Raw genomic sequence first — 2,804 nt, forward strand, 5'->3', positions numbered from 1 at the left:
CGTTCCGCTTCTTCGAGACCTATACGATCGTCGCCTATATCTATCTCATCCTGACCGTCGGCCTGTCGCTGGCGCTGCGGGCGCTGGAGCAGCGGCTGCGCAGGCAGCACGAGGACTAGCCGGTGGGACAAGTTCGCCGAAACCGGTTCCCACTTTTCCCGGAATTGCTCTACCTTGGACGACATGCATAGGGCGGAGGAGCCGACCCATGAATCTCGACAAGGCCAATGCCGCGCTGGACTCCGTCTACACGGCCGATACGCCGGAGGCGCTCGCCAGCGCCTACGCCGACTGGGCCGCGACCTATGACAGCGAAACCGCATCGCTCGGCTACCTCCTGCCTTTCCTGATTAGCGCCTGGGTGGCGCGCCACGTGCCGGCGGGCGAAGGTCCGCTGCTGGACGCCGGCTGCGGCACCGGCCTTTCGGGGCCGTCGCTGAAGGCGCTGGGCTATGACGACATCGCCGGGCTCGACCTTTCCGACGACATGCTGAAGCTTGCCGGCGGCCGCAATGCCTATGGCGAGTTGAAGAAGGCCATGCTCGGCGGTCCGCTGCCCTGGCCCGACCGGCATTTCCGGGCCTTCTTTTCTACCGGCGTCTTCACCATCGGCCATGCGCCGGCCTCGGGACTACGCGAGCTGGTGCGCATCACGAAAGCCGGCGGTCACGCCATCTTCACCGTGCGCGACCAGGTGTTCGAGAGCGGCGGCTTCCAGGCGGTGTTCGACGAGCTTTCCGAGGCGGGGAAATGGCGCCTCGCCGAGCAGAGCCCATGGTTCCGCTGCTACGCGATCGGCGACCCTGAGGCACTGGTGAAGACGTTCGTATTCGAGGTGCTTTGAACAGTCAGCGTTCGCCGCGGCGCGGCTGCCCGGCAAGGCGTGCGCCCAACGCCTCCAGATCGTCAAGGAACCAGAGCTGGCCGCCGCGATTGGCCTCGCGCACGAAATCGGCGAATGCCTTGCTTCGGGCGATATAGCGCGAAACGTCGCCGAGAATTGCCAGCCTGATGCCGTAGTTGACGCATTTCTGCGTCCATTCCCCGGCAATGCCGGTCTTCAGCTCGAAGAAATCCGCCGGCAAGGCGGAGGTCGAAATTGCCACCCAATCCGGATCGGAGGCCGATGCATCGCCGATGAGGTCGAGGACTTTCGCAGCCGCCGCCTGCCATTCGAGAACCTTGTGGCCATGCATATCGTGAAGAATACTCATTTCCAGCGTCCTGTTCCAGGCATCGGAATGCGGCCTCTCACCCTGTCCGCCGGCGCCTGTCAATCTCGAGGGCTGGTGCAATCACGCCGCAATTGCCGAAATCGGCAAAGATTGCTATCTACTGCGCCATGGAAAAGCTTTTCAGCGATCCGGCCTACAAGGGTTTCGTGCTGCAGGACAGAAAGCGCCTGCCGTCGCGATTTGCCGCGCGCGTCTCCGGCGCGCTCACCAGCCGACTTAGCTAAGGCCGATACCGCCTCGTCGCCTTGCCGGATATGCACCATCCAGCGTCAGCTCTTCCCATTCTCATATCGACGGATTTACGCACATGAGCGCACCGCGCACCCTCTACGACAAGATATTCGACGACCACGTCGTCGACCGCCAGGACGACGGCACCTGCCTGCTCTACATCGATCGCCATCTCGTCCATGAAGTGACTAGCCCGCAGGCCTTCGAGGGCCTGCGCATGAGCGGCAGAAAAGTTCGGCATCCCGAAAAGACGCTCGCCGTGGTCGACCACAATGTGTCGACCTCGCCCGAGCGCAAGTTCGGCATCAAGAACGAGGAAAGCCGCATCCAGGTCGAGGCGCTGGCCAAGAACGCCAAGGATTTCGGCATCGAATACTATTCCGAGAACGATATCCGCCAAGGCATCGTCCATATCATCGGGCCGGAGCAGGGCTTCACGCTGCCCGGCATGACCATCGTCTGCGGCGATAGCCACACCTCCACGCACGGCGCCTTCGGCGCGCTGGCGCATGGCATCGGCACGTCGGAAGTCGAGCATGTGCTGGCCACCCAGACGCTGATCCAGCGCAAGGCCAAGAACATGCTGGTGCGCGTCGACGGCCAGCTGCCGGAAGGCGTCACCGCCAAGGACATCATCCTCGCCATCATCGGCGAGATCGGCACCGCCGGCGGCACCGGCTATGTCATCGAATATGCCGGCGAGGCGATCCGCTCGCTGTCGATGGAAGGCCGCATGACGATCTGCAACATGTCGATCGAGGGCGGCGCCCGCGCCGGCCTGATCGCGCCCGACGAGACGACCTTCGCCTATGTCAAGGACAAGCCGCGCGCGCCGAAGGGCGCCGCATGGGATGCCGCGCTCGCCTACTGGAAGACGCTTCAGACCGACGAGGGCGCGCATTTCGACAAGGTGATCGTGCTTGACGCCGCGAAGCTGCCGCCGATCGTCTCCTGGGGCTCTTCGCCAGAGGACGTCGTCTCAGTGCAGGGCATCGTGCCCAACCCCGAAGACATCACGGACGAGAACAAGCGCTCCTCCAAGCACCGGGCGCTTGAATATATGGGGCTGACGCCTGGAACGAAGATCACCGATATCGCGCTCGACCGCGTGTTCATCGGCTCCTGCACCAACGGCCGGATCGAGGACCTGCGCGCCGCCGCCAAGGTTGTCGAGGGCAAGACCGTCAACCCGCGCGTCAACGCCATGATCGTGCCCGGTTCCGGCCTGGTCAAGGAACAGGCCGAGGCCGAGGGTCTGGACAAGATCTTCCTTGCCGCCGGCTTCGACTGGCGCGAGCCGGGCTGCTCGATGTGCCTGGCCATGAACGACGACCGGCT

The 2,804-nt window shown here is 63.9% G+C and carries 3 protein-coding genes and 1 pseudogene; 3 read left to right on the forward strand and 1 reads right to left on the reverse strand.

The features are described from left to right. A pseudogene (locus Q0L57_RS11395) lies at positions 1-119 on the forward strand (amino acid ABC transporter permease); the annotation flags it as partial. An 89-nt stretch (positions 120-208) separates the two neighbouring features. Continuing rightward, a complete protein-coding gene (locus Q0L57_RS11400) occupies positions 209-844 on the forward strand; it encodes a class I SAM-dependent methyltransferase (protein ID WP_296742663.1) in 636 nt (211 codons plus the stop codon). Between the two features lie 4 nt (positions 845-848). Here the strand turns inward: Q0L57_RS11400 and Q0L57_RS11405 are convergent, their stop codons facing one another. Beyond that, positions 849-1,214: a DUF4180 domain-containing protein gene (locus Q0L57_RS11405; protein ID WP_296742664.1), complete on the reverse strand. Its 366-nt coding sequence runs from the start codon at positions 1,212-1,214 to the stop codon at positions 849-851. Positions 1,215-1,542: 328 nt separating this feature from the next. Here Q0L57_RS11405 and leuC point away from each other — a divergent pair. Next, positions 1,543-2,804: 3-isopropylmalate dehydratase large subunit (gene leuC, locus Q0L57_RS11410; protein ID WP_296742667.1), on the forward strand; the 1,262-nt coding region annotated here is incomplete at its 3' end.

Source organism: Mesorhizobium sp. (assembly GCF_024509055.1).
Classification (GTDB): Bacteria; Pseudomonadota; Alphaproteobacteria; order Rhizobiales; family Rhizobiaceae; genus Mesorhizobium.

Bases quoted from the DNA above. Each gene is read 5' to 3' on its own strand.
- Q0L57_RS11400 (WP_296742663.1), top strand. From the start codon at position 209: ATGAATCTCGACAAGGCCAATGCCGCGCTGGACTCCGTCTACACGGCC.
- Q0L57_RS11405 (WP_296742664.1), bottom strand. From the start codon at position 1,214: ATGAGTATTCTTCACGATATGCATGGCCACAAGGTTCTCGAATGGCAG.